The 19,752-nt window shown below is 65.5% G+C and carries 20 protein-coding genes; 6 read left to right on the top strand and 14 right to left on the bottom strand.

From position 1 onward, the window contains the following. Positions 1-304: 304 nt before the first annotated feature. Positions 305-1,234 (bottom strand): alpha/beta fold hydrolase, encoded by a 930-nt coding sequence (locus SY91_RS18115; RefSeq protein WP_006479341.1) that lies wholly within the window; start codon positions 1,232-1,234, stop codon positions 305-307. A 170-nt stretch (positions 1,235-1,404) separates the two neighbouring features. Next, positions 1,405-2,010, bottom strand: a complete 606-nt coding sequence (locus SY91_RS18110) for a TetR/AcrR family transcriptional regulator (RefSeq protein ID WP_006479342.1) — start codon at positions 2,008-2,010, stop codon at positions 1,405-1,407. Positions 2,011-2,274: 264 nt separating this feature from the next. Between SY91_RS18110 and SY91_RS18105 the strand changes: the two genes are divergently transcribed. Further along, positions 2,275-3,000, top strand: a complete 726-nt coding sequence (locus SY91_RS18105) for a glutathione S-transferase (protein WP_034174868.1) — start codon at positions 2,275-2,277, stop codon at positions 2,998-3,000. A 52-nt stretch (positions 3,001-3,052) separates the two neighbouring features. On the opposite strand, the gene SY91_RS18100 is transcribed toward SY91_RS18105, so the two are convergent. The 5 genes from SY91_RS18100 to SY91_RS18080 form a co-directional block, all read right to left on the bottom strand. Then, positions 3,053-4,615: an amino acid permease gene (locus SY91_RS18100; protein WP_043886333.1), complete on the bottom strand. Its 1,563-nt coding sequence runs from the start codon at positions 4,613-4,615 to the stop codon at positions 3,053-3,055. Positions 4,616-4,717: 102 nt separating this feature from the next. Next, positions 4,718-5,182 (bottom strand): Lrp/AsnC family transcriptional regulator, encoded by a 465-nt coding sequence (locus SY91_RS18095; RefSeq protein WP_023474469.1) that lies wholly within the window; start codon positions 5,180-5,182, stop codon positions 4,718-4,720. A gap of 97 nt (positions 5,183-5,279) precedes the next feature. Next, a complete protein-coding gene (locus SY91_RS18090; RefSeq protein ID WP_023474468.1) occupies positions 5,280-6,038 on the bottom strand; it encodes a dimethylarginine dimethylaminohydrolase family protein in 759 nt (252 codons plus the stop codon). A 208-nt stretch (positions 6,039-6,246) separates the two neighbouring features. After that, complete coding sequence (locus tag SY91_RS18085) at positions 6,247-7,497, bottom strand: DUF1479 domain-containing protein (protein ID WP_023474467.1); 1,251 nt, start codon at positions 7,495-7,497, stop codon at positions 6,247-6,249. A 110-nt stretch (positions 7,498-7,607) separates the two neighbouring features. Beyond that, positions 7,608-7,997: a VOC family protein gene (locus SY91_RS18080; RefSeq protein WP_023474466.1), complete on the bottom strand. Its 390-nt coding sequence runs from the start codon at positions 7,995-7,997 to the stop codon at positions 7,608-7,610. Positions 7,998-8,067: 70 nt separating this feature from the next. Between SY91_RS18080 and SY91_RS18075 the strand changes: the two genes are divergently transcribed. Further along, on the top strand, positions 8,068-9,063 hold the full coding sequence (locus SY91_RS18075) for a helix-turn-helix domain-containing protein (protein WP_023474465.1): 996 nt from the start codon (positions 8,068-8,070) through the stop codon (positions 9,061-9,063). 71 nt (positions 9,064-9,134) lie between these two features. Here the strand turns inward: SY91_RS18075 and gltA are convergent, their stop codons facing one another. The 7 genes from gltA to SY91_RS18040 all read right to left on the bottom strand — a co-directional run bounded on the left by gltA (position 9,135) and on the right by SY91_RS18040 (position 15,067). After that, positions 9,135-10,436, bottom strand: coding sequence for a citrate synthase (gltA, locus tag SY91_RS18070; protein WP_006479350.1), 1,302 nt, complete (start codon positions 10,434-10,436; stop codon positions 9,135-9,137). Positions 10,437-10,502: 66 nt separating this feature from the next. Continuing rightward, positions 10,503-10,775 (bottom strand): succinate dehydrogenase assembly factor 2, encoded by a 273-nt coding sequence (locus tag SY91_RS18065; RefSeq protein ID WP_011548107.1) that lies wholly within the window; start codon positions 10,773-10,775, stop codon positions 10,503-10,505. Between the two features lie 6 nt (positions 10,776-10,781). Then, the gene (locus tag SY91_RS18060; RefSeq protein ID WP_006479352.1) at positions 10,782-11,483 is read right to left on the bottom strand and encodes a succinate dehydrogenase iron-sulfur subunit; all 702 of its coding nucleotides are present in this window, start codon (positions 11,481-11,483) and stop codon (positions 10,782-10,784) included. Positions 11,484-11,505: 22 nt separating this feature from the next. Then, entirely contained in the window at positions 11,506-13,281 is a 1,776-nt protein-coding gene (sdhA, locus tag SY91_RS18055; protein ID WP_006479353.1) for a succinate dehydrogenase flavoprotein subunit, read from the bottom strand. Between the two features lie 3 nt (positions 13,282-13,284). Further along, positions 13,285-13,653: a succinate dehydrogenase, hydrophobic membrane anchor protein gene (gene sdhD, locus SY91_RS18050; protein WP_006487767.1), complete on the bottom strand. Its 369-nt coding sequence runs from the start codon at positions 13,651-13,653 to the stop codon at positions 13,285-13,287. 4 nt (positions 13,654-13,657) lie between these two features. Then, positions 13,658-14,074, bottom strand: coding sequence for a succinate dehydrogenase, cytochrome b556 subunit (gene sdhC / locus SY91_RS18045; protein WP_023474464.1), 417 nt, complete (start codon positions 14,072-14,074; stop codon positions 13,658-13,660). Between the two features lie 168 nt (positions 14,075-14,242). Further along, the gene (locus tag SY91_RS18040) at positions 14,243-15,067 is read right to left on the bottom strand and encodes a GntR family transcriptional regulator (RefSeq protein WP_006479356.1); all 825 of its coding nucleotides are present in this window, start codon (positions 15,065-15,067) and stop codon (positions 14,243-14,245) included. A gap of 288 nt (positions 15,068-15,355) precedes the next feature. Between SY91_RS18040 and SY91_RS18035 the strand changes: the two genes are divergently transcribed. The 4 genes from SY91_RS18035 to SY91_RS18020 all read left to right on the top strand — a co-directional run bounded on the left by SY91_RS18035 (position 15,356) and on the right by SY91_RS18020 (position 19,752). Continuing rightward, positions 15,356-16,342: a malate dehydrogenase gene (locus SY91_RS18035; protein ID WP_006479357.1), complete on the top strand. Its 987-nt coding sequence runs from the start codon at positions 15,356-15,358 to the stop codon at positions 16,340-16,342. 185 nt (positions 16,343-16,527) lie between these two features. Next, positions 16,528-17,535 carry an HpcH/HpaI aldolase/citrate lyase family protein gene (locus SY91_RS18030; RefSeq protein ID WP_023474462.1) on the top strand — a complete coding sequence of 336 codons (1,008 nt, stop codon included), beginning with the start codon at positions 16,528-16,530 and terminating at the stop codon, positions 17,533-17,535. A gap of 230 nt (positions 17,536-17,765) precedes the next feature. Further along, the gene (locus SY91_RS18025) at positions 17,766-18,281 is read left to right on the top strand and encodes a hypothetical protein (protein ID WP_006479359.1); all 516 of its coding nucleotides are present in this window, start codon (positions 17,766-17,768) and stop codon (positions 18,279-18,281) included. Positions 18,282-18,300: 19 nt separating this feature from the next. Then, positions 18,301-19,752: a bifunctional 2-methylcitrate dehydratase/aconitate hydratase gene (locus tag SY91_RS18020; RefSeq protein ID WP_023474461.1), complete on the top strand. Its 1,452-nt coding sequence runs from the start codon at positions 18,301-18,303 to the stop codon at positions 19,750-19,752.

The raw sequence follows: 19,752 nt of genomic DNA, 5'->3' as shown, positions 1-19,752 counted from the left end.
GCAAAATCGGCCCGCGGAGTACCACGATAACGAAAAAAGTGAATAAAAACAGTGAGTTGGGTGGTACAGGCGATACCCGGATAAGCATTACCCGGCAAGCGCGGCGGCCGGACGCGGACAAGTCGCGCCGTCGGCATACGCACTTGGCGCAGGTTGTCGCGAGCGATGCGCAACCCGGCCAAACGCGCCCACGCGTGCGACGCGTGCGACGCATCCGTGCGCCGCACCCATGCTGGCTTGCGCGGCGCGATTTCTCGACCGCCGCAGGCCGCCCAGGGCATCGCTATCGACTTGCGGCGGCGTGCTAACGGAAGAAATTGCGCAACTCGCGCGCCAGCGCCTGCGGTTGCTCCTCGGGAATGAAATGCCCGCTATACGCGATCGTCGCAGCCGTCACCTGTTCCGCGACATGTTCAAGCGGCCCCGCCATGTCGGGTATGGATCCCTGATCCGCACTGACGGCGAGCACGGGCATCTTCAGCTTCCCCAGCGCCTGCAGCTTGCGGTTCTGCGCCGACGACTCCGACACGGCCCGGTAGAAGGCCAGCCCCGCTCGCAACCCGCCGTCCCGGGTGAACACCCGGAGATACTCGTCGACATCCGCGTCGGAGAACGACTCGGGATTGGCCGCCTTGCGACGCAAGAACCAATCGAGATACTCGCGCTCCTTGCCGGCAATCAACGTCTCCGGCAGGTCGGCGACAGCATGAAATGCGAAGTGCCACGTGCGCCATGCGTTGCCGGGCTCGATCGGCAGTGCGGCGGGCAGCGTGATGCCGGGTATCCCCGCGTCGAGCAACGCCAATCGCTTCACTGAATCGGGATACATCGCGGCAAACGGATAGGCGACCCACGCCCCGACGTCGTGAGCGGCCAGGTAAAAGCGCGCGATATTTTGCCGCTCCAGCAGGCGCGCAAGCGTTGCCGCGACGGTCTGCGTGTCGTAACCGACGAGTGGACGATCCGAATCGCCTTGTCCGGGAAGATCCGGCGCCACGATTCTGAATTCGTCCGCGAGAAGCGGCATGATTCTCCGCCACGCGTACCAGCTTTCCGGAAACCCGGCGAGCAGGACGATGGTCTCGCCGTCGGCGCGGCCTCCTTCGACAAAATGAAGGCGCACCCCGTCTACCGTATCGAACCGATGACGAAAGCCGGCGAGCCGCGGGTCTTCCCGAAAATAGGGCGCGGCCTCGAAGTGCGACGCCTCCGCGGATGATTGATGCTGGTACATAAGTTCGTCCTCTCTACAGAATCGACTGTCCTCGATGATGGCCCCCCGGGGCAGCGGGAGCCATTCCATTCGGAAATACTCATTTCCCAATTCGGCGAAACCGGACCACGCGCACGCGCGGTTTCGCGTGCTATTTCACATCGAGTCACCGGTCCGGTAACGCAGAAACCTTAGTCGAGCAGCCGCATTGCCTCGTCAACCAGCATCGACATGTCGCTCCGGCTCTGGCCGAGCTTCCCCACCACTCGAAGCCCCTGCACCATGGCAAACAGACAGCTCGACGCGGCTTGCGCGTTCAGCGCGGCATCGACGGATCCATCGGCCTGCCCTTGCTTGATCAAATCGCGAAGGAGACGCTCGATCCTCTGCATCGATTTGTGGACGATACCGGCGATCTCACTATCCAGCGTACTCAGAACAATGGCGCCGGCGACGACCAGACAGCCCTTTCGACCCTCGTCTCCATGCGAGACGTCCGCGTAAAAGCGCAGGAGCGCTCGCACCTTGTCCCGTCCGTTTTTTTCATCGGCAAGGATCATGTTGAGCTCGCTTACGCGCCGATCGATGTACCGGTTCAACGCGGCAACGAATATGGCGTTCTTGTCGGCAAAGGCCTTGTAAAGACTGCCGGCGGTGAGCCCCGTCTCCCGGGACAGGTCGCCGATAGAAGTCGCATGATAGCCACGCTCGCGAAAGACGCGGATGAAGCCGTCCAGCGCTTCATCCATATCGAACTCTCGCGGCCTGCCAACGTTCGCTGCAATTTTCGTAGCCATGCGGCATTATAGGAAATGATCATTTCCGAATCAAGCCATGCGAACCGTCAGCAGGCATACGATGCGTGGCCCCGACACGACGCAGGTCGTCATTCACCGGAGACCGGCCGAATGGCTGCGACGAACGCCGCCCATGACACGCGGCGCCACTGGCATTTCGCACTCGATCTCATAGACTGTCTATTCGCAACGGGCGGCGTGCTGCCGCCCTCCCCGCCATCGCGATGCGTGCATCCCGGCGCATCGACCGGACAGGAGACTTGCATGCAATACGAACTCTATTACTGGCCCGAGATCCAGGGCCGCGGCGAATACGTGCGGCTCGCGCTCGAGGCGGCCGAGGCCGATTACGTCGACGTCGCGCGCGAATCGGGGCGCGGAATGGGCGTGTCGGCCATGATGCGCATGATGGACAGCGCGAAGGCCGAATGCGTGCCGTTCGCGCCGCCGTTCCTGAAGGCCGGCGACGTGGTCGTCGGGCAGACCGCGAACATCCTGCTGTTTCTCGGCGCGCGGCTCGGGCTCGCGCCTGACGACGAAGCCGGCCGGCTGTGGGTGCACCAGATCCAGCTGACCGCCGCCGATTTCGTCACCGAGATCCACGACACCCACCATCCGATCGGCAGCGGCCTCTACTACGAGGACCAGCAAGCGGAAGCAGCCGAGCGCGCCGCCGATTTCCTCGAGAACCGGCTGCCGAAATTCCTCGGCTACTTCGATCGCCTGCTCGAACAGAATCCCCACAAGAGCGGCTATATCGCCGGCAGCGCGCTCACCTATGCGGACCTGACGATGTTCCAGTTGATCGAGGGCCTGCGCTACGCGTTCCCGAAAGCGATGAAGCGCGCGGAGCGCAAGGTCGCGGCGCTGGTCGCGCTGCACGATCGCGTCGCGCAGCATCCGCCGGTCGCGCGCTACCTCGAGTCGGAACGCCGCATCCCGTTCAACGACATGGGGATCTTCCGGCACTATCCGGAGCTGGACAAGTAACGGCCGGGCACGTACCGCGGAAAGTGCGCGCGCGGGCGGATTTCACGCAGGATCAATGCGGCTGCCCGTGCTGCGCGGCGGCCGCGTCGACGGCCTCGACCGAGCGCGTGAGCCACGGCCCGATGTCCATCTCCTCGTAGCGCACGAGCCGGCTCTTGCGCGCGCGGCGATACGCCCACCAGATCGCGACGAACAGCGGAATCCACACATAGATCGACAGCACTTCCATCCAGTCGATGCGTGCCGCGAAAAACGCCTGGTAATCCTGGCCGAGCGAAATGACGATGCAGATCGCGATCGCGAACAACGGCCCGAACGGAAACCATTTCGCGCGATACGGCAGCTGATCGAGCCGATAGCCCTGCTTCAGGAATCCCTTGCGGAACCGGTAATGGCAGACCGCAATGCCGAGCCACGCGATGAAGCCGGTGATGCCGACCGTATTCAGCAGCCACAGATAGATGCGCTGGTTGTTGGTCAGCGACGTGAGGAAGCACAACCCGCCGACGGCCATCGTCGCGTACAGCGCGTTGCGCGGCACGCCGCCCGGCGACAGCGTCGCGAACATCGCCGGCGCGCGCCCTTCCGACGCGAGGTTGTACAGCATCCGCGTCGCCGCGTAGGTGCCGGAATTGCCGGCCGACAACACGGCCGTCAGGATCACCAGATTCATCGCGCCGGCGGCGAGCGGGAACCCCGCGTGGCTGAACACCAGCGTAAACGGGCTCACGCCGACATCGGTCACGTCGCTCTTCAGCAGGTTCGGATCGGTGTACGGCACGAGCAGGCCGATCACGAAGATCGCGAGCACGTAGAACAGCATGATCCGCCAGAAGATCTGCTTCACCGCGCGCGGAATCGTCTTGCGCGGGTTTTCCGATTCGCCGGCCGTGATGCCGACCAGCTCGGTGCCGAGGAACGAGAAGCCCGCGATCAGCGCGACGCTCATCATCGCGTGCACGCCGCCGACGAACGGCGCGTCGCCGGTCGTGAAGTTGCGCCAGCCGACGGTATGCCCGGTGCCGGCATACCCGCTGCCGGTATGCCCGTCGCCCAGCACGCCGGCCGCGATCAGCAGCCCGGCCGCGATGAACGCGATCACGGTGACGACCTTGATCAGCGAGAACCAGTATTCCGATTCGCCGAAGCCGCGCACCGACAGCGTATTGAGCAGGAAGACCAGCACGAGGAAGCCCGCGCCCCACCACACGCCCGGCACCGACGGAAACCAGTAGCGCATCACGATCTGCGCGGCGACCAGCTCGATCGCGATCGTCACCGCCCAGCTGTACCAGTAGGTCCAGCCCAGCGCGACGCCGAAGCCTTCGTCGACGTACTTCTCGCCGTAGATCGCGAACGAGCCCGATACCGGCATCAGTGCGGCCATCTCGCCGAGCCCCGTGACGACGAAGTAGACCATGATCCCGATCGCGAGATACGCGGCGATCGCCCCGCCCGGCCCCGCCTGCGCGACCGACGCGCCCGACGCGACGAACAGCCCCGTGCCGATCGAACCGCCGATCGCGATCATCGCGATGTGGCGGCCCTGCAGACGGCGCTTCAGCGTCGTCCCGGACGGCGCGGCCGTCTCCGCCGCCGCTTGCATGGCATCCATAGTGTTCACCCTGATTGTGGTCCGGCCAGCCGATTTGATTTGGAATGCAAATCGATTGCCCCGGTCATTCGCATCGAAACCGGCCCTGCCGGGCCGGTCGCATCACACGACACTGCGCTTGATCGCCTGCAGTTCGGCCGTCGTCACGATCTTCTCGATCCGGAACCGCGGGCTTTCCAGCCACACGTTCGCGATCCGCCGGTACTCGTCGAGATCCTCGCACGCGAGCCGCACGAGAAAATCGAACGTGCCGCTGACGAGCCAGCAGTCGAGCACGGCCGGATTCGCGCGCATTTCCTCTTCGAACGGCGCCTGCGAACGCCCGTGATCGGCCAGCACGATCTGCGCGATCACGACGATCGGCTTGGTCGTGCGCGGCGCCTTGATCACCGCGCGATACCCTTCGATCACGCCGAGCGCCTCGAGCCGCTCCACGCGCGCCTGGCATGGCCGCGGCGTGAGGTTCACGAGTTCCGACAGCTTCCGGTAGGACATTCGCCCGTCGGTACGCAGGATGTCGAGGATCCGGAGATCGATCTTGTCGAGCTGCATCTTCTTGTCGGTCATCCGCGTTCGCTCCGGTCGGGTCGTGGCTGGTGCGCGCAACGCCTGCCGTTCCGCGCGGGGCCACATTATCCGGCCGAAGCGGCCGCGCGCCAATCGGCTAGAACCGCAGCGACAGGCAGGTCAGGCCGCCGTCCATCTTGCGGAATTCGCTCGTGTCGATCACGTGCAGCGGCAACCCGAGCGACGCGATCGCGTCATGCACGCGCGGGTAACCGGCCGGCGTGATAAGCGTGCCGTTTACGCGCAGCGTGTTGCCCGCGTATTCGTCGGCGGCCGAGATCGCGATCCGGCGATAGTCGGCGAACGCCGGATGCGCGGCCAGTGCGTCGGTCACGAGCAGCGTGTCGTCGCCGAGCGCGTTGACGACCGATTTCAGGTGCAGGCCGGCGCCGACCGGCACCGCGACGACCGAGTAGCCGTGGCGCGACACCAGCGACTCGAACGCGGCGATGCCTTCCGCGTCGGTGCGGCTCGTCAGGCCGATGAAGAAGCGCTTGCCGACCTGCATCACGTCGCCGCCGTCGAGTCGGCCTTGCTGCATCGGCAGCAGGTCGCGATGCGCGGCGAGCGCCGCTTCGATATGAACGGTCTCGCCGCGCCGCGCAGGCGCGCCGGGGCGCGTGATCACCGCGAATTCGGGCGTGACGACCGCGACGTCCTCGACGAAGTGCGAATCGGGAAACGCATCCAGCGGCGGCAGTTCGGTCAGCTCGACGCCGAGCGCGCGCAGCGCGTCGCAGTATGCGTGGAACTGCGTGAGCGTCTTGTCGTAATCGGGCGCGCCGAGTTCGGCGGTGGTCAGACCCGCGCCGCAGGACGGCGCGGGGCGGCGAACGATCGCTTGCGTGAATTGCATCGACTCCTCCATGGTCTGCCGCACCCGTGCGGCGCACGGGCCGGCGGCGTTGTGTCCGGACCATTATCGGAAGCCAAATTGCGCAATTCGCGTCGATTTCGGCGGCGCCGACAGCCGATTGCGTCGAATTGCGCGCGTCACGCAGCGGATTCGGCAGACCGGCCGCCCGCCCTCTCGCGAACGGCGGTTTTCGCCCGCCTCACACGCTTTACGCGTCGGGCTCGAACCCCATCTGCGCACGGCCGAGCGCCGTGAGTTCACCCGCCTGCGCGCGCCCGTCGAAATCGACCTCGAAATGATCGGCCGGGAAATCGGGCGGGCTGTCGCCGCGCAGGAACGCCGCACGCTGGCGTTGCAGGTACGCATCGTTCTTCGCGCAGCCAGGCGCGGCCGCGATGTACATCACGTTGCTGTCGCCGCTGCCGCGATGCGCATCCTCGACCGCATGCACGACGTCGCCGTGCCAGAACACCGCGTCGCCCGGCTCCATGTGCGGGATCGGCACGAGCGCGTCGAGCAGCAGTGCGTGCCATTCCTGGCGGATCGACAGCGCGCGGCCGGGGCGCGCGCCGCACAGGTCGTCGTCGGCGACGTCGTCCTGCAGCGCGCGCAGCACGACATAGGCCATCGCATTCGCGACCGGAATCAGCTGCAGCGTGCCGTCGCCGGGCCCTTGCGGCGTCAGCGCGGTCCAGCCCTGGAACGTGCGGAACATCGAACACACGGCCGGCGACGGAATTTCCTCGACGTCGGGGCGGAACGCCGCATCGAACGGATCGTAGTCGCGCCAGCGGCCGGCCAGCACGTGGCGATAGACCTGGCGAAAATTCGCGCCGAGCCAGCGCTCGACGGAGCCGCCGTCGACATGCGGCGACAGCCCGAGCGACGTCGAACCGGGCGGCCGGCGGCGAATCCGGTCCGCGTACGCGGGCACCTGATCGGGATCGAAATGGGTGCGCGCGCCGTCCGCATGCCGCCACAGACGGTTCAGGAACACCCGCGCCTGCGTCAGCGCCGGCGACTGGCGCGCGGCCACCTGCGGCTTCGACCAGTAGACGCCGTAAATCTGCGGCTTGCCCGACGCGAGATTGCCGAAATAGCGGTCTTCCGCGCGTGCATGCAGCCGCTCGGTGAAACGGTTCGCCTCCAGATACGCGCCGATCTCGTCGTTCCAGTCGCGCGCCTGCCGCGTATCGAACACGCCGCGAATCACCACCGCGCCATGCGTGCGGATCGCGGCCATCGCGTGCGGATCGACCCGCCCACTCGCGATATCCGCGAACGGCACGACCGGAATCACGCCCTGGCCGTGCGCGTGCGCGCGACGGATCGCGTCGACCTGCCGTGCGATGTCGCCCTCCACTTCGCGGAACGTGGCGGTGTAACCGGGCAGGTCGGCGCGCAGCGCCCGTTTCGCCGCGCGAATCGCGGCGGGCAGATCGTCAATCGTCAGGTGCATCGTCTCCTCCTCGCTGAAGCATGTCGTGATGTGCTGTCAGCGTACGGCCGGCACGTGGTCGCCATCACCACTATCCGGTCAATGATCAATACAATCCTGACAATCGCGTGTCACTCTGGACGATGGCAGACCACGCAGAGCTTGTTGCCGTCCGGATCGCGGAAGTAAGCGCCGTAGTAGTCGCGGTGATAGTGCGGCCGCAGGCCCGGCGGCCCTTCACAGGTGCCGCCCTGCCGTAGCGCGAGCGCGTGGCAGCGATCGACGTGCGCGCGGGTCGGCGCATCGAATGCGATCGTGCGGCCGTTGCCCGGCTCCGGCGGATGGCCGTCGAGTGGCTTGCCGAAGAAGAACAGCGGCCGCTCGGCGTCTGCCGGCATCCAGCCCGACCAGCCGTCCGGCTCGCGGAATTTCAGGCGCAGCCCGAGTTCCGCGAACAGCGGCGCGTAGAAATCGTAGGCGCGCGCCGTATCGCTGACGCCCACGCAAACATGTGAAAACATGGCATCGCTCCGTGGTGACGATCGCTCCCGATCATGCCACGACGCGCTGCCTGCCCCAACGGAGGCCGCGATGAAACCGCAATACGAGCACGTGACGTTTGCGTCCGGCTGCTCCATCCGCGTCTATCACCGCCAGCTCGCGCGCATTCCGTTCGAATGGCATCGCCACCCCGAGTACGAGCTGACGCTGACGCTCAACAGCCGCGGCCAGCGCTTCATCGGCGACCACGTCGCGCGTTACGCGGACGATGATCTCGTGCTCGTGCCGCCGAACCTGCCGCATACGTGGTCGTCGAACGCGCGCATCGATCGCGACGCGCCCGAGGTCGCGCTCGTCGTCTGGTTCGACGGAGACTGGGTGCGGCGGCTGGCCGACTGCTGTCCCGAATACGCGCCGCTGCGCTCGCTGTTGCGGCGTGCGGTGCCGGGCCTGCACTTCGACGTGGAGACGGCCCGCGCGATGCGCGCGCGACTGCCGCGGTTGCTCGATCCGTCGCCGCGCGTGCGGCTCGCGGCCACGCTCGACACGCTTGCCGATCTCGCGGAAACAGGCGGCGAACCGCTCGCCACCGCGCAGGCGTACGACCGGGCCCACGGCGCGCCGTCGCCCGCCGACCCGGCCGCCCCCGAAGCCGAACGCCTCGACCGTGTGCTCGACGCGATCGACCGGCATTTCCACGAACCGCTGCGCATCGATGCCCTCGCCGCTGTCGCGCACTTGTCCGAACGCACACTGCAACGGCTGTTCGTCCGGCATCTCGGCGAAAGCGTCGGCCGCTACGTGCAGCGGCTGCGGCTCGCGCACGCGTGCCGCCATCTCGTCGGCACCGACTGGCCGATCGCGACTGTGGCCGCGCGCTGCGGCATTCCGAATACCGCGAACTTCAATCGCCAGTTCCTCGCCGCGCGCGGCACGACGCCCGGCGCGTACCGGCAGTTCTTCAAGCAGCACGGCCATGCGCCCGACGACGATGCGCCCGCGCTCGACACACGGCCGCCGTCACTGGAGCACCGCGCCGGATCGGGCCAACGTCGCCGCCCAAATGAAAACACCCCGACGGGCTGACCCGTCGGGGTGTCGTGGCGTGGCGATTGCCGGACGCGAGCGGCCTGCCGGCCGTTCGCGCCGCACACGGCTTAACGTGCGTCGATCGGCTTCGCTTCGCGCGGCGTATCGCCGACGAAAAGCTGACGCGGACGGCCGATCTTCTGTTCCGGATCCGCGATCATTTCGTTCCACTGTGCGATCCAGCCGACCGTACGTGCCATCGCGAAGATACACGTGAACATCGACGTCGGGATGCCCAGCGCGCGCTGGACGATACCCGAGTAGAAGTCGACGTTCGGATACAGCTTGCGCGACACGAAGTATTCGTCTTCCAGCGCGATCTTCTCGAGCTGCATCGCGAGCTTGAACAGCGGGTCGTCGTGCAGGCCAAGTTCGTTCAGCACTTCGTAACACGTTTCGCGCATCAGCTTCGCACGCGGATCGTAGTTCTTGTACACGCGGTGGCCGAAGCCCATCAGCTTCACGCCCGAATTCTTGTCCTTCACCTGCTTGATGAATTCGGGGATGTTGTCCGGCGAACCGATCTGCTCGAGCATGTTCAGCGCGGCTTCGTTCGCACCACCGTGCGCCGGGCCCCACAGACACGCGATACCGGCCGCGATACACGCGAACGGGTTCGCGCCCGACGAACCGGCCAGGCGGACCGTCGACGTCGATGCGTTCTGCTCGTGATCGGCGTGCAGGATCAGGATACGGTCGAGCGCGCGGACGAGCACGTCGTTGACCTTGTACTCTTCGCACGGGTTCGAGAACATCATGTGCATGAAGTTCGCGCTGTACGACAGCGAGTTCTTCGGATACACGAACGGCTGGCCGATGCTGTACTTGTACGCCATCGCGACGAGCGTCGGCAGCTTCGCGATCATGCGGATCGCCGACACTTCGCGGTGACGCGGGTCGTTGATGTCGAGCGAGTCGTGGTAGAACGCGGACAGCGCGCCGACTGCGGCGACCAGGATCGCCATCGGGTGCGCGTCGCGACGGAAGCCGCGGAAGAAGAAGTGCATCTGCTCGTGCACCATCGTGTGCTTCGTGACGGTGTCGACGAATTCCTTCTTCTGTGCGGCGTTCGGCAGTTCGCCCTTCAGCAGCAGGTAGCAGCTTTCGAGGAAGTCCGCGTTTTGCGCGAGGTTGTCGATCGGGTAGCCGCGATACAGCAGTTCGCCCTTGTCGCCGTCGATGTACGTGATCGCCGAATTACAAGCTGCCGTCGACATGAAGCCCGGGTCGTAAGTGAACTTGCCGGTCTGGCCGTACAGCTTGCGGATGTCGATCACGTCCGGGCCCATCGTGCCCTTGTAGATCGGCAGTTCGACGCTCGGCGAGTTGTCGCTGAACGATAGCGTGGCTTTAACATCAGACGGAGTCATGGCACATCCTCAATCGAAATAAAGAAACGGGATTCGATAACGGGCACAGCGCGTTACACCTTGGCGTTACACGTTGCGCAGCATCTCCAACAGCCGGTGAATGTCCGGGCTGTCTAGGTCGCCCTCTGGTTCCTTGCGCGCGAGGAGCAAGTCCATCAGGTCGTTGTCGCTCAGATCGAGCAGGCGCGACAACGCGCCTACGTCTGCATCGGTGAGGTCATGCTCGTATCTGCCGAAGAACCGTTCGAAAACGATGTCGTTCTCCAGCAGACCCCGTCGCGCGCGCCAGCGAAGGCGCGCGCGGCGGTGCGGGTCGGATTGATGCGAATCGTCGCTCATCAATCTTTATACCGCGCGACGAACCATCAGTTCCTTGATCTTGCCGATCGCCTTCGTCGGGTTCAGGCCCTTCGGGCAAACGTCGACGCAGTTCATGATCGTGTGGCAACGGAACAGACGGTACGGGTCTTCCAGGTTGTCGAGACGCTCGCCGGTGGCGGTGTCGCGGCTGTCCGCGATGAAGCGGTAAGCCTGCAGCAGGCCGGCCGGGCCGACGAACTTGTCCGGGTTCCACCAGAAGCTCGGGCACGACGTCGAGCAGCTCGCGCACAGAATGCACTCGTACACGCCGTCGAGCTCGTCGCGCTCTTCCGGCGACTGGAGGCGTTCCTTCTCCGGCGGCGGCGCGTCGTTGATCAGGTACGGCTTGATCGAGTGGTACTGGTTGAAGAAGTGCGTCATGTCGACGATCAGGTCGCGCACGACCGGCAGGCCCGGCAGCGGACGCAGCACGATCTTCTGCGGCAGGTCGTTCAGGTTCGTCAGGCACGCGAGACCGTTCTTGCCGTTGATGTTCATCGCGTCCGAACCGCACACGCCTTCACGGCACGAGCGGCGGAACGACAGCGTCTCGTCCAGTGCCTTCAGCTTGACCAGCGCGTCGAGCAGCATGCGTTCATGCTGGATCTCGAGCTCGTACGTCTGCATGCGCGGCGCTGCGTCCTTGTCCGGATCGTAGCGGTAGACTTCAAAAATGCGTTTTGCCATTTCGGATTCCCTTTGACTCGGCTTAGAACGTGCGCGGCTTCGGCGGCACGGATTCGACCGTCAGCGGCTTCATTTGAACCGGCTTGTAGTCGAGGCGATCGCCTTCGCTGTACCACAGCGTGTGGCGCAGCCAGTTGTCGTCGTCGCGGTGTTCGTAGTCGCTGTGTGCGTGTGCACCGCGGCTTTCCTTGCGCGCTTCGGCCGACACCATCGTGGCGCGAGCCACTTCGATCAGGTTCTCCAGTTCGAGCGCTTCGACGCGCGCGGTGTTGAACACCTTCGACTTGTCCTTCAGGTGGATGTTTTCCACGCGCGCCTTCAGGTCGGCCATCTGAGCGACGCCTTCCTTCAGCAGCGCCGACGTGCGGAACACGCCTGCATGCTTCTGCATCGTCGCGCGGATGTCGTTCGCGACGTCCTGCGTGTACTCGCCCGAGCTCGACTTCTCGAGCTTCGCCAGGCGCGCCAGCGAGAATTCGCCTGCGTCAGCCGGCAGCGGCTTGTGTTCCTTCTGGTTCTTCACGTGCTCGACGATGTGGTTGCCGGCCGCACGGCCGAACACCACGAGGTCCAGCAGCGAGTTCGTGCCCAGACGATTCGCGCCGTGCACCGACACGCACGAGCATTCGCCCACTGCGTAGAAGCCGTTGACCGGTTCCTTGTGATCGCGCGACGTGCCGACGACCTGACCGTGGATGTTGGTCGGGATGCCGCCCATCTGGTAGTGGATCGTCGGGACGACCGGGATCGGTTCCTTGATCGCGTCGACGTTCGCGAACTTCAGCGCGATTTCGCGGATCGACGGCAGACGCTTCATGATCGTCTCGGCGCCGATGTGCGACAGGTCGAGCAGCACGTGATCCTTGTTCGGACCGACGCCGCGACCTTCCTTGATTTCCTGGTCCATCGAACGCGACACGAAGTCACGCGGCGCCAGATCCTTCAGCGTCGGCGCGTAGCGCTCCATGAAGCGCTCGCCGTTCGCGTTGCGCAGGATACCGCCTTCGCCGCGCACGCCTTCGGTGATCAGCACGCCCGCGCCGGCCACGCCGGTCGGGTGGAACTGCCAGAACTCCATGTCCTGCAACGCGATGCCCGAGCGCGCCGCCATGCCGAGGCCGTCGCCGGTGTTGATGAACGCGTTCGTCGATGCCGCGAAGATCCGGCCTGCGCCGCCCGTCGCGAACAGCGTGGTCTTGCCTTCCATGATGTAGACGTCGCCCGTCTCCATCTCGAGGGCCGTCACGCCGAGTACGTCGCCGTCCGCGTCGCGGATCAGGTCGAGCGCCATCCATTCGACGAAGAACTGCGTCTTCGCTTCGACGTTCTGCTGGTACAGCGTGTGCAGCAGCGCGTGACCGGTACGGTCGGCGGCCGCGCAAGCGCGCTGGACCGGCTTCTCGCCGTAGTTCGCGGTATGGCCGCCGAACGGGCGCTGGTAGATCGTGCCGTCCGCGTTGCGGTCGAACGGCATGCCGAAGTGCTCGAGTTCGTACACGACGTTCGGCGCTTCACGGCACATGAACTCGATCGCGTCCTGGTCGCCGAGCCAGTCGGAGCCCTTGATCGTGTCGTAGAAGTGGTAGTGCCAGTTGTCTTCGCTCATGTTGCCGAGCGACGCGCCGATACCGCCCTGCGCGGCCACCGTGTGCGAACGCGTCGGGAACACCTTCGACAGCACGCCGACCGACAGGCCCGCGCGCGACAGTTGCAGCGCTGCGCGCAAGCCGGAGCCGCCTGCGCCGACGATCACGACGTCGAACTTGCGGCGCGGGAGGGAAGTTTTGATTGCAGCCATTCTTTACACTCTCCAGAGAATCTGCGCGGCGTAGCCCGCACATGCGAGCAGCCAGACGATGGTCAGCGATTGCAGCAGCAGGCGCACACCGACGGGCTTCACGTAGTCCATCCAGATGTCGCGCACGCCGACCCATGCGTGGTAGAAGAGGGAAAGCAGCATCACGAAGGTCGCGAGCTTCATCCATTGCGCGGCGAAGATCGATGCCCAGCCTTCGTACGAAAAATCGTGCGCGCCGAAGAACAGGACGAGCAGAATGACCGTGTAGACCGCCATGATCGTGGCGGTGACGCGCTGCGCGAGCCAGTCGCGCAGGCCGTAGTGTGCGCCGACGACGAGGCGCTTCGAGCCGATTCGGTTGTTGGCTGCCATTTTCTTAGAATGCTCCGAACAGTTTGAGTGCCATGGCGATCGTCAGCGCGATCGAGACGACAAAGACGACGACTGCCGTCCGCTTGCCGCCTTCCTTCGTGACGGCGTCGTGGTTGACGTCCATCAGCAGGTGGCGAATGCCGGCGCAGAAATGGTGGAAGAAGGCCCACGACAACGCGAGGACGATCAGCTTGACGACGATGTTGGAGAGGAAAGCCTTGAAGACTTCGAAGCTGAGCTCGGAGGTGAGGCTCTGGTCGAAGAGGAACAGCAGGAACGGCAGGAACAGGAACAGCAGCGCGCCGCTGATACGATGGAGAATCGACAATATCGCGGCCAGCGGCATGCGATATTTCAACGTGATGTCGCCGATTCCGATGTTCCGGTATTCCGGCCTCGGCTTTCTTACTGCGTCAGTCATGCTAGACCCCTACTATGTTGTCACACTAATCCGCGATTTTAGCGCCTTTTTATATCGCGCTGCAGCGAAAGTCTGCTCTGGATAATTGCGCGAACAAGAACAAAGGCGGCCCGAAACGTGCTTCGCGAGCGTGGGAAACGCGAATGCACGCGGCTGAGCCGAACGTCGTCAGCTCAAGTCATTCTGATAGTAGTACCCGGTTGTGACATACCAGCCGCGACGCACTTCCACCGGCCGGTCCCCGTACGTATAGGACACGCGCTCGACCGACAGCAACGGGAACCCCGCCGGCACGTGCAGCAGATCGGCCACCGCCGGGTCCGCCGCCACCGCGCGGATCTTCTCCGTCGCGCGGATCATCCGCGTACCGAACTCCGTCTCGAACATCGCGTAGAGCGGCCCCTTGTACTCGCTCAGCCGCTCGAACGTGAGCCCGCGGAACATCGCGCCCGGCAGCCAGATCTCGTCGAGCACCGTCACTTCGCTGTCGAATTCCAGCAGGCGGCGCACCTGCACGACGGGATCGGCGGGCTTCAGGTCGAGCTGCCGCGCGATCTCCGCCGGCGCACGCAGGCGCCGGCATTCGAGCAGGCGGCTCACGTGCGGGTGCTCGGCACCGTCATCGGCCAGGAGACGCAGGAAGCGGAACTGCGCGCGATCCTCATTGTGCGTTGCAACAAAAGTGCCCTTGCCCTGCCGCCGGACCACGAGGTTTTCGGCGGCCAGTTCGTCGATCGCCTTGCGCACGGTGCCCTGGCTGACCTTGTATCGGGCCGCGAGCTCCACTTCGCTGGGGATGATCTCGCCCGGCTTCCATTCGCCGGATTCGAGACTTTGCGTGATCAATGACTTGATCTGCTGGTATAACGGGCTGAACGTCGGCGACGCGGAGGCCGCGGGCGAGGCTGCGGGATCGCCCGCGCCCGGCTGCCCTGGGCCGCCTGCGCCGGTCTGATTCGCGGTGTTCGCCTGGTTCGATGTCATGGCGCGCATTTCATCACAAACCGCACTTTTCCGTCCACTCAATTTCCGCAAAACATCTGTCTTATATAAGACATATGATACCGTTTGACTTTGCGCCTGACGGCTCCTACACTCCCGGTCGAGCAAGGGTTCGCGGGTGCAACAGCGCGTCCCCGGCTACGTGCCACGGCCGTCTCCAGGTTCACCGCGTCTGCCATCGCGAGTCCTCCGCCCTGCTTCAATGCAACGCTACGCACAACGCGCATAGAATGGCGTTTTCGCTCGCGTCCAACGCTTCACCCGTCCTGGAGATTTTCAATGGCTAAGCCCGCAAAGCGCGTTGCCGTCACCGGCGCCGCAGGTCAAATCGCTTACTCCCTGCTGTTCCGCATCGCGAACGGCGACCTGCTCGGCAAGGACCAGCCGGTCATCCTGCAACTGCTCGACCTCCCGCAAGCCCAAGGCGCCGTCAAGGGCGTCGTGATGGAACTCGACGACTGCGCGTTCCCGCTGCTCGCCGGCGTCGTGATCACCGACGATCCGAAGGTTGCATTCAAGGATGCAGACGTCGCGCTGCTGGTCGGCGCACGTCCGCGCTCGAAGGGCATGGAGCGCAAGGACCTGCTGTCGGCAAACGCCGAAATCTTCACGGTTCAGGGCGCTGCGCTGAACGAAGTCGCGAGCCGCGACGTGAAGGTGCTGGTCGTCGGCAACCCGGCGAACACGAACGCGTACATCGCGATGAAGTCGGCGCCGGATCTGCCGAAGAAGAACTTCACGGCGATGCTGCGCCTCGACCACAACCGCGCGCTGTCGCAGCTCGCCGCGAAGTCGGGCAAGCCGGTCGCGTCGATCGAGAAGCTCGCCGTGTGGGGCAACCACTCGCCGACGATGTACCCGGATTTCCGCTTCGCGACGGCCGAAGGCGAATCGCTGCTGAAGCTGATCAACGACGACGTGTGGAACCGCGACACGTTCATCCCGACCGTCGGCAAGCGCGGCGCGGCGATCATCGAAGCGCGCGGCCTGTCGTCGGCGGCGTCGGCAGCCAACGCGGCGATCGACCACGTCCGTGACTGGGTGCTCGGTACGAACGGCAAGTGGGTCACGATGGGCATCCCGTCGGACGGCTCGTACGGCATTCCCGAAGACATCATCTACGGCGTGCCGGTCACCTGCGAAAACGGCGAATACAAGCGCGTCGAAGGCCTGGAAATCGACGCGTTCTCGCGCGAGAAGATGGACGGCACGCTGGCCGAGCTGCTCGAAGAGCGCGATGGCGTCGCCCACCTGCTGAAGAACTAAGCATCACGCATCGTGCCGGGCGGCCTTCGGGGCGCCCGGCTGCGGCACGGGCCGGCATGCCGCCGGCCCGTGCCGGCCGATCCGATCCGCGCACGTTTTGCCGCCCCGCGCCCGCCGCGCACCGGCCCAGAACCTGCCCGAATCCGATTTTCTCCACGTTGACACGCTCCCCTGACGTAGACGAGATGGCCGCGCTCACTCCTGCACAAGTGCTGTACGACGGGGCGTCCCCGCCCGCGATCCTGCCCTGCTGCGATCACTACGCGGGCAGCGAGAAGCTGATGCGCAAGTCGCTCGCGCTGCAGGCCGAGCTGGGCCCGGTGTTCGACCTCACGCTCGACTGCGAGGACGGTGCGACCGTCGGCCAGGAAGCCGCCCACGCGGCGCTCGTCGCCGACCTGCTCGGCAGCGCCGAGAACCGCTTCGGCCGCGTCGGCGTCCGTATCCACGACTTTTCCCACCCGCACTGGCGCGACGACGTGCGCATCGTGCTGCGTGCGTCGCGCGCACCCGCCTACATCACGCTGCCGAAGATCGCGAACGCCGCCGACGCGGCCGAAATGACCGCGTTCATCGAAGGCACGCGCCGCGAACTGGGCATCGCGCAGCCGATCCCGGTCGACGTGCTGATCGAGACGCACGGCGCGCTCGCGCAGGCGGCCGCTCTCGCCGCACTGCCAACGGTCGGCACACTGAGCTTCGGGCTGATGGATTTCGTCTCCGCGCACCACGGCGCGATCCCCGATTCCGCGATGCGCTCGCCCGGCCAGTTCGACCACCCGCTCGTGCGCCGCGCGAAGCTGGAAATCGCCGCGGCCTGTCATGCGCACGGCAAGACGCCGTCGCACAACGTGACGACCGAGGTGCGCGACATGGGCGTCGTCGCCGGCGATGCACGCCGCGCGCGCGACGAATTCGCTTTCACGCGGATGTGGAGCATCCATCCCGCGCAGATCCGCCCGATCGTCGACGCCTTCGCGCCGCGCACCGACGAAGTCACGCTGGCCGCCGAGATCCTGCTCGCCGCGCAGGCCGCCGACTGGGGCCCGACGCGCCACGATGATACGCTGCACGATCGCGCGAGTTACCGTTATTACTGGTCGGTGCTGCGCCGTGCGCGGGCCACCGGCCAGCCCGTACCGGACGAGGCCGCGCCGCTGTTCGGCCCGGCCGCCGCGGGCGCCGCGCCTTGAGGGCGCGCCGCCGGCCGATACACGCGTTTCATGCATTCGCCGGGACGCAAGCCGGACAGAGGTTTGCGAAACGACAAAAAACGTAACGGAGCCCGAAAACCTGATATATGCGCGGCCAAATAGGTGAAAATAGCGGCCGCTGCGCGCTTTCGGGGCGCGTGCAGTTTCAACCCGGCCGGCAGTTTCGATTGCCGGCCCTTGTCAACTGATTATCGAAAGGTTCTGACTCCATGAAGAAACTCCTGATCGCTACCGCCATCGGCGCCTTGTCCGCCACGATGCTGGTGTCGGCTCCGAGCGCGTTTGCCCAGGGTACGGCCACCACGACCGCGAAGAAGGCCACGGCCAAGCGCCCGGCGCCGGCCAAGCGCATCATCCCGCGCAGCAAGAAGGCGCAGGCGCGCGCAGCCGCCAAGGTCGATCCGGTACCGGACGGCGCGGTCAAGTGGGCCTGTAAGGAAGGCCTGTCGTTCGACCTCGCCGGCGACATGAAGCGCGACCAGGTCGTCACGGTTCACTGGGCGAAGAAGAACTACAAGCTGCCGCGTCAGGCCACGACGACGGGCGCCGACACGTTCTACGATCCGGCAGCCGGCTTCAAGCTGGTCGTGATCCCGACCAAGGCGATGCTGTTCTCCGACGCGAACGGCGGCGAGCGTCTCGCGGACGAATGCGTGACGCCGGAAATGGCACAGGGCAACGCAGCGCCGACGCAGTCGAACGAGCTGAAGCCGGCCGCGAACTAAGCGTCCCCCCGGCCCCTCGATGTCCGCCCCGGTCTCCAACGTCCGCCCCGCGCCGGATTCGGTACTCGTCGACATCGTCGACTACGTGCTGAACACCGGCATCGACAGCGCGCTCGCGCTGGAGACGGCGCGTCATTGCCTGATCGACACGCTCGGATGCGGACTCGAGGCGCTGTCCTACCCTGCCTGCACCAAGCTGCTCGGCCCCGTCGTGCCCGGCACGATCGTGCCGAACGGCGCGAAGGTGCCAGGCACGTCCTTCCAGCTGGATCCCGTCCAGGCCGCGTTCGACATCGGCGCGATGATCCGCTGGCTGGACTTCAACGACACCTGGCTCGCCGCCGAATGGGGTCATCCGTCCGACAACCTCGGCGGGATCCTGGCGACGGCCGACTGGCTCTCCCGCACGGCCCGCGCGGCCGGCCGGAAGCCGCTCGCGATGCGCGACGTGCTGGTCGCGATGATCCAGGCCCACGAGATCCAGGGCTGCCTCGCGCTCGAGAACTCGTTCAACGCGGTCGGGCTCGACCACGTGCTGCTCGTGAAGGTCGCATCGACGGCCGTCGTCGGGCGCCTGCTCGGGCTCACGCGCGACGAGCTGATCAACGCGGTCTCCAACGCATTCGTCGACGGCCACGCGCTGCGTACGTACCGCCATGCGCCGAACACCGGTTCGCGCAAATCGTGGGCGGCCGGCGATGCGACGTCCCGCGCGGTGCGCCTCGCGCTGATCGCGAAAACGGGTGAAATGGGCTATCCGTCGGCGCTCACCGCCAAAACCTGGGGCTTCTACGACGTGCTGTTCGACGGCAAGCCGTTCCGCTTCCAGCGCCCGTACGGCACGTACGTGATGGAAAACGTGCTGTTCAAGATCGCATTCCCCGCCGAATTTCATGCGCAGACGGCCGCCGAGGCCGCGCTGCAGCTGCACGCGCAGCTCGCCGCGGCGGGCCGCACGACCGACGACATCAGCCGGATCACGATCCGCACGCACGCGGCCGCGATCCGCATCATCGACAAGCAGGGCCCGCTCGCCAATCCGGCCGACCGCGACCACTGCATCCAGTACATGGTCGCCGTGCCGCTGCTGTTCGGCCGGCTGACCGCGGCCGACTATGAAGACGCGGCCGCGGCGGACCCGCGCATCGACGCGCTGCGCGCGAAAACCGTGTGCGTCGAGGATCCGCAGTTCACGAAGGATTACCACGATCCGGACAAGCGATCGATCGCGAATGCGCTGACGATCGCGTTCACGGACGGATCGAAGCTTGCCGAAGTGGCGGTCGAGTATCCGCTCGGCCATCGGCGGCGGCGCGCCGAAGGCGTTCCGCTCCTGGTCGAGAAGTTCAGGACCAACCTCGCCCGTCGCTTTCCGGCCAAGCAGCAACAAGCGATTCTCGACGTGTCGCTGGACCAGGCAAAGCTCGAAGCGATGCCGGTCGATGAGTACGTCGACTTGTACGTGATATAG

It is taken from the genome of Burkholderia cenocepacia (assembly GCF_014211915.1).
GTDB lineage: Bacteria > Pseudomonadota > Gammaproteobacteria > Burkholderiales > Burkholderiaceae > Burkholderia > Burkholderia orbicola.
Note: the sequence above shows the minus strand (reverse complement) of the source record. Positions and strands in the feature narration are given on the sequence as shown.